Source organism: Azohydromonas sp., from assembly GCF_035325925.1.
Taxonomy (GTDB): domain Bacteria; phylum Pseudomonadota; class Gammaproteobacteria; order Burkholderiales; family Burkholderiaceae_C; genus Calidifontimicrobium.
Map to the genome: position 1 here is coordinate 1 of NZ_DAOKZA010000089.1, position 6,803 is coordinate 6,803.

Here is a 6,803-nt window from a genome sequence, read left to right on the forward strand (position 1 = left end):
CCAGCGGGTCGAAGCTGCTCTCGGCGAGCGCGCACAGCTGGAACTTGCCGTCGCGATCGGTGAAGTAGGTGAACATGAAGAAGCTCAGCCAGTCCGGCGTCTTCTCGTTGAACGCCTGCAGGATGCGCGGGTTGTCCTGGTTGCCGCTGCGGCGCTCGAGCAGCGCTTCGCCTTCCTCGCGGCCGTCGCGGCCGAAGTACTTGTGCAGCAGGTAGACCATGGCCCACAGGTGGCGGCCTTCCTCGACGTTGACCTGGAACAGGTTGCGCAGGTCGTACTGGCTCGGGCAGGTCAGGCCGAGGTGGCGCTGCTGCTCGACCGAGGCCGGCTCGGTGTCGCCCTGCGTGACGATGATGCGGCGCAGGTTGGCGCGATGCTCGCCCGGCACGTCCTGCCAGGCGGGTTCGCCGAGGTGGTCGCCGAAGTGGATCTTGCGCTCCTTGTCGGCCGGGTTCAGGAAGATGCCCCAGCGGTAGTCGGGCATCTTCACGTAGCCGAACTGCGCCCAGCCGTGCGGGTCGACGCTGACCGCGGTGCGCAGGTAGACGTCGTAGTCGGTCGAGCCCTCGGGGCCCATGTCCTGCCACCACTGCAGGTAGTTGGGCTGCCACTGCTCGAGCGCGCGCTGCAGCGTGCGGTCCTCGCTGAGGTTGACGTTGTTCGGGATCTTCTCGCTGTAATTGATCGAGGACATCGTGGTCTCCGGGTGAGTGCTTCGGTGAGCAGTGAGGGTTCGGATCAAGCGGCCGCCGCGGACCCGGCTTCGCCGGTCCGCCGGCGGCGCCCCTCGAGGGGAGGCGGCCGAAGGCCGCTACGGGGTGGTCGTCAGACTCTGTTCCAGTCGAAGGCGGCCTTGTCGCCCCTGCCGTAGACCTTCAAGGCGCCCTTCTCGCCGACCGCGTTGGGGCGCTGGAAGATCCAGTTCTGCCACGCGGTGAGGCGGCCGAAGATGCGCGTGGCCATGTTCTCGACGCCGTTGAAGCGCAGGTTGGCCTCCATGCCGGTCAGCGCGTCGGGGCTCATCGACACGCGCTCCTCGATCGCGATGCGCGTCTCGTCGGGCCAGTCGATGTCGTCGGGCGCCGACGTGACCAGACCCAGCGCCAGCGCGGCCTCGCCGTCGAGCGGCTGGCCCAGCTTCGCGCGCACCGCGTCGAGCGCCGGCTGCTCGTCGTAGAAGCGGCGCTGCAGACGCGCCTGGCCGGTGGCCATCGGGTACAGACCCAGGTTGCCTTCGCCGACGGCGATCTTCGGCGCCTTCGCCGCGTCGTCGGGCAGCACCAGCATGTAGCTGCGGTCGCAGGCCAGCGCCAGCTCGAGCAAGGTGCCGGCGAAGCACGAGCCCGACTCGATCAGCGCGAACAGGCTGCGGCTGGACACGTCGAGGCGGCTGAGCGCGCGGCGCAGCGCCCCGATCGTCTCGCGCACGAACCAGTGGTCGCGGTGCGCGAGCAGCGTCGCGTCCATCGCGAGCACGCTGGCGACGTCGCCTTCGGTCTTCAGCAGCCAGGTGCCGATGTCGAGCTCGTTGGTGCGCATCGACAGGATCGCGTCGTCGAGCTCGCGCGCGAGCACCAGCGGGTACCAGGCGGCGCCGGCCGCCTCGATGGCGGCGACGTCGGTCGGCTGGCCGTCCGTCGGGCCCTTGACGGTGAAGGTCGCGGTGCGCTTGGCGCGGTCGATCTCGACACGCACCTGCGAATAGCGCAGCGCGTCGGCATCGATCGTGCGCTGCAGCGGCGGCAGCGCGACACCTTTCGCGTCGGCCGGGCGGTCGCTGGCGCGGGCCAGCTCGAGCGCACGCTCCTGCACGCGGGCGGCGAACTGCGCCGGCTTGGCGATGTCGTCGACGAGGCGCCAGTCCTTGGCCTTCTGCCCGCGCACGCCCTCGGTGGTGGTGCAGAAAATGTCGGCCAGGTCGTGGCGCACGCGGCGCTTGTCGGTCACGCGCGTCAGCCCGCCGGTGCCGGGCAGCACGCCGAGCAGCGGCACCTCGGGCAGGCTGACCGCGCTCGAGCGGTCGTCGACGAGGATGATCTCGTCGCAGGCCAGCGCCAGCTCGTAGCCGCCGCCGGCGCAGGCGCCGTTGACCGCGGCGATGAACTTCAGCCCCGAGTGCGACGACGAGTCCTCGATGCCGTTGCGCGTCTCGTTGGTGAACTTGCAGAAGTTCACCTTCCACGCGTGGCTCGACAGCCCGAGCATGAAGATGTTGGCGCCCGAGCAGAACACCTTGTCCTTCAGGCTGGTGACCACCACCGTGCGCACCTCGGGGTGCTCGAAGCGGATGCGGTTCAGCGCGTCGTTGAGCTCGATGTCGACGCCGAGGTCGTAGCTGTTGAGCTTGAGCTTGTAGCCGGGGCGCAGCCCGGCGTTCTCGTCGAAGTCAGCGGCCAGCGTGGCCACCGGCCCCTCGAAGCTGAGCTTCCAGTGACGGTATTGCGACGGGTCGGTCTGGTACTCGACACGGGGGGAGGTCTGGCTCATGTTGCGGTCCTCTGTGCGGCCGAACGCATTGATCTGCATTCAGGGAAATGCATCTTAGTGCACCAAAGCGAATCATGTCAAGCATTATGTTGCTTGTTCGTCGACTTCATTCATCATTCAGAGTGGCAGCTGCAGCAGTTGTCGCACCGCACGACGCAGTGCGTCGAATGCGCCGGCGAGCGACTGTGCACTGGTGTCGACGCGCAGGTCGGCCTTCGAGTAGAAAGCCTCGCGCCCGGCGAGGATCCCCCTGAGGTCGTCCATCGCCTCGCGGCTCGCGGCCATCGGCCGCAGGTCGCCCTGCGCGACGACACGCTTCATGTGGTCCTCGGGGCTGGCCTGCAACCACACCGTGGTGCAATGCGCGAGCAGCAGGTTGAACGTCGCCGGATCCGAGACGATGCCACCCGGCGTCGCGATCACCGCCTCGGGGTAGATCTGGATCGCCTCCTCGAGCGCGCGGCGCTCGTAGCGGCGGTACGCGTTCTGCCCGTACAGCGCCTGGATCTCGGCGATGCTGCAGCCGGCGAACTGCTCGATCTCGCGGCTGAGCTCGACGAACGGGAAGCCCAGGTCGTCGGCGAGCATCTGCCCCAGCGTCGACTTGCCGGCGCCGCGCAGGCCGATCAGCGCGACACGCGCGCTGCGCTGCGCCCCGCCCTGCCCGTGCGCGCCGCCGGTGCCGAGCATCTCGCCGACGGCCACGCGCACGCGGTGCAGCGTCGCCTCGTCGCGGTGCTCGAGCAACTCGCGGATCAGCAGCCACTCCGGCGACGACGTCGTCACGTCGCCGATCAGTTCGGCCAGCGAACATTGCAGCGCCTGCGCGACCTGCAGCAGGATCAGGATCGACGCGTTGCCGACGCCGTACTCCAGGTTCGCGAGGTGACGCTCCGACACGTCGGCGGCCAGCGCCACCGCCTTGCGCGTCATGCCGCGGCGCGCCCGCAGCGCGCGCACCCGCTCGCCGAGCGCGACCAGGAAGGGGTTCTTCTCCTCCCGGTCGTCCCCCTCGGCCGCGGCGACCGCGCCACCCTCGGGGTTTGCGCTCGGTGTCAACGGCGGACTATGAACTATAGTGCTTGACATGAAAAACCAATCGGCTCTACAGTGCCCGTAAGCACAATACTTCATCAGACCGGGATCGGCAAGCGCCGGCCGGTCGACCGCGGAGACCGCCGATGACCCCCGACGACTTGCGCGCCGAGATCGCGCAGTTGACCGCACAGCTCGCCGGCCGTGCGCTCGACGCCGACCTGGACGCCTGGCTCAACCGCGCCCATGGCGCAGACAGCACCACGTACCGCCGGCTCAAGGCCGCCTGCGAGGCCGGCGTTGCCGCCGGCTGGCTGTGCGACCGCGAGGGCGGCGGCATCCGCTACGGGCGCATCTTCAAGCCGGCCGCCGACCTGCACGGCTTCTCGGTCGACGTGGTCGACATGGCCGCGCCGCGCTGGGCCACCCCGGGCCAGCCGCCGTCCCCGGGGGGCGCCGACGGCGCTGCCGTGCCGGCGGGCGGTGAGCAGGATTTCATCGCCGGCCCGCACCACGTGCACCCGAACGGCGAGATCGACCTGATCATGCCGATCGTCGGCGACGCGCGCTTCGACGGCCGACCGGCCGGCTGGCTGGTGTGCCCGCCGGGCAGCGCGCACCACCCGACGGTGTCGCAGGGCCGCGCGCTGGTGCTGTACCTGCTGCCCGAAGGACGCATCGAGTTCACGAAGTGAGTCCCGCGCGCCGCCGGCCGCGGCCGCACCCGAGGAGACCGTGATGACCCAGCCCCCGCCGATGACCCCCGCCGGCGCCGCGCCGCCCGGCGAGGCGTTCAACTTCGCGCAGCACCTGCTGCAGCTCAACGCCGCGCGCGCCGGGCGCACCGCCTTCGTCGACGACCTGGGCCGCCTGAGCTACGGCGATCTCGACGAGCGCGTGCGCCGCGCGGGCGCCGGGCTTCGCGCGCTGGGCGTCAAGCGCGAGGAGCGCGTGCTGCTGTTGATGCACGACGCCAACGACTGGCCGGTGGCGTTCCTCGGCGCGATGTACGCCGGCATCGTCCCGGTCGCGGTGAACACGCTGCTGACCCCCGACGACTACGCCTACATGCTCGAACACTCGCGCGCGCAGGCGGTGCTGGTGTCGGGCGCGCTGCTGCCGGTACTTTCGGCGGCGATGATCAAGGCCGACCACGAGGTGCAGCGCGTGATCGTCTCGCGGCCGCAGGCACCGCTGAGGGCGGCGCCGTCGGCGACGGTGCCGCCGCAGCCGGCCGAGGTCGAGTTCGAGGCCTTCCTGCAGGCGCAGCCGCCGCTGGCGCGTCCGGCGCGCACCAGCGGCGACGACCCCGGGTTCTGGCTGTACTCGTCGGGCTCGACCGGCCGGCCCAAGGGCACGGTGCACTCCCACGCCAACCCCTACTGGACCGCCGAGCTGTACGGCAAGGCGGTGCTCGGGCTGCGCGACGGCGACGTGTGTTTCTCGGCGGCCAAGCTGTTCTTCGCCTACGGGCTGGGCAACGCGCTGAGCTTCCCGCTGTCGGTGGGCGCCACGGTGCTGCTGATGGCCGAGCGACCGACCCCCGACGCGGTGTTCCGGCGCTGGCGCGGCGAGGTCGGCGGCGTCAAGCCGACGGTGTTCTACGGCGCGCCGACCGGCTTCGCCGGCATGCTCGCCGCACCCGGCCTGCCGGCGCGCGGCGAGGTCGCGCTGCGCCTGGTGTCGTCGGCCGGCGAGGCGCTGCCCGCCGAGATCGGCGAGCGCTTCGAGCGCCACTTCGGCGTGCCCATCGTCGACGGCATCGGCTCGACCGAGATGCTGCACATCTTCATCTCCAACCGCCCCGACCGCGTGCGCTACGGCACCACCGGCTGGCCGGTGCCGGGCTACGAGATCGAACTGCGCGGCGAGGGCGGCGGCCCGGTGCCCGACGGAGAACCCGGCGACCTGTACATCCACGGCCCGTCGGCGGCGATGATGTACTGGGGCAACCGGGCCAAGACGCGCGACACGTTCCAGGGCGGCTGGACCAAGAGCGGCGACAAGTACGTGCGCAACCCCGACGGCAGCTACACCTACGCCGGTCGCAGCGACGACATGCTCAAGGTCAGCGGCATCTACGTGAGCCCGTTCGAGGTCGAGGCCACGCTGGTGCAGCACCCGGCGGTGCTCGAGGCCGCGGTGATCGGCGTGCCCGACGCCGAGGGCCTGACCAAGACCAAGGCCTTCGTGGTGCTCAAGCCCGGCGCCGCCGCCAGCGAGGACGACCTGAAGGCCTTCGTCAAGGACCGGCTCGCGCCGTACAAGTACCCGCGGCAGATCGAGTTCCTCGACGAGCTGCCGAAGACCGCCACCGGCAAGATCCAGCGCTTCCGGCTGCGCGAGCGCGAGGCGGCGGCATCGTGAGCAGCGACGTCGAACACGTCGAGATCGACTGGAACGGGCTGCGCGTCAGCGTCGAGCACCGCTGGATCGGCCGTGACCGCTTCGGCACGCCGCTGCTCGTGCTCCTGCACGAGGGGCTGGGGTCGGTGGCGATGTGGAAGGACTTCCCGCAGCGCCTGTGCGACGCGCTCGGCTGGCGCGGGCTGGTGTACTCTCGCCCGGGCTACGGCGGCTCGAAACTGCTCGACCCCGAGCAGGGCTGGGGGCTGGACTTCATGCACCGCCAGGCGCACGAGGTGCTGCCGGCGCTGTTCGACGCGCTGCGCATCGACCCCGAGGTGCAGCCGCCCTGGCTGCTCGGCCACAGCGACGGCGGCTCGATCGCGCTGCTGTACGCGGCGCGGTTCCCGCAGCGCGTCGCCGGGCTCGTCGTGCTGGCGCCGCACATCGTCGTCGAGGACCTGTCGGTGGACAGCATCGCCAAGGCGCGCGAGGCCTACCTGGGCAGCGACCTGCGCGAGCGCCTCGCGAAGTACCACGACGACCCCGACGTCGCGTTCTGGCGCTGGAACGACATCTGGCTACACCCGCCGTTTCGCGACTGGTCGATCGAGGCCGAGGTCGCGACGATCCGCTGCCCGCTGCTCGCGGTGCAGGGGCACGACGACGAGTACGGCACGCTCGAGCAGATCCGCGGCATCGCGCGGCGCGTGCCGCACGCGCAGCTGCTCGAGCTGGCCGACTGCGGCCACTCGCCGCACCGCGACCAGCCCGACGCGCTGATCGACGCAGTCACCGCCTTCGTTCGCCACCACCACCCCCAAGGAGACTCCCGATGACGATTTTCCTCCCCCGTCGCAGCGCGCTCGCCGCGGCCGCTGCGCTGCTGTCGCTGGGCCTGAGCGCCGCGGCGCAGGCGCAGGGCCAGCCGCCGC

The 6,803-nt window shown here is 70.8% G+C and carries 5 protein-coding genes and 1 pseudogene; 3 read left to right on the plus strand and 3 right to left on the minus strand.

Annotated features, from left to right (window positions below):
• The 3 genes and pseudogenes from PKC53_RS18320 to PKC53_RS18330 form a co-directional block, all read right to left on the minus strand.
• Positions 1-694: pseudogene (locus PKC53_RS18320) on the minus strand (benzoyl-CoA 2,3-epoxidase subunit BoxB); the annotation flags it as partial.
• A 131-nt stretch (positions 695-825) separates the two neighbouring features.
• Positions 826-2,487: a 2,3-epoxybenzoyl-CoA dihydrolase gene (gene boxC, locus PKC53_RS18325; RefSeq protein ID WP_324431261.1), complete on the minus strand. Its 1,662-nt coding sequence runs from the start codon at positions 2,485-2,487 to the stop codon at positions 826-828.
• A gap of 117 nt (positions 2,488-2,604) precedes the next feature.
• Positions 2,605-3,576, minus strand: a complete 972-nt coding sequence (locus PKC53_RS18330) for a helix-turn-helix transcriptional regulator (protein ID WP_324431262.1) — start codon at positions 3,574-3,576, stop codon at positions 2,605-2,607.
• 92 nt (positions 3,577-3,668) lie between these two features.
• On the opposite strand from PKC53_RS18330, the gene PKC53_RS18335 reads away from it, so the two are divergent.
• The 3 genes from PKC53_RS18335 to PKC53_RS18345 are packed head-to-tail and all read left to right on the plus strand — an operon-like array spanning position 3,669 to position 6,707.
• Positions 3,669-4,217, plus strand: coding sequence for a DUF4863 family protein (locus tag PKC53_RS18335; RefSeq protein WP_324431263.1), 549 nt, complete (start codon positions 3,669-3,671; stop codon positions 4,215-4,217).
• Positions 4,218-4,260: 43 nt separating this feature from the next.
• On the plus strand, positions 4,261-5,889 hold the full coding sequence (locus PKC53_RS18340; protein WP_324431265.1) for a benzoate-CoA ligase family protein: 1,629 nt from the start codon (positions 4,261-4,263) through the stop codon (positions 5,887-5,889).
• The gene (locus tag PKC53_RS18345) at positions 5,886-6,707 is read left to right on the plus strand and encodes an alpha/beta hydrolase (RefSeq protein ID WP_324431267.1); all 822 of its coding nucleotides are present in this window, start codon (positions 5,886-5,888) and stop codon (positions 6,705-6,707) included. Before PKC53_RS18340 ends, PKC53_RS18345 begins: the two co-directional genes overlap by 4 nt.
• Positions 6,708-6,803 lie beyond the last annotated feature (96 nt).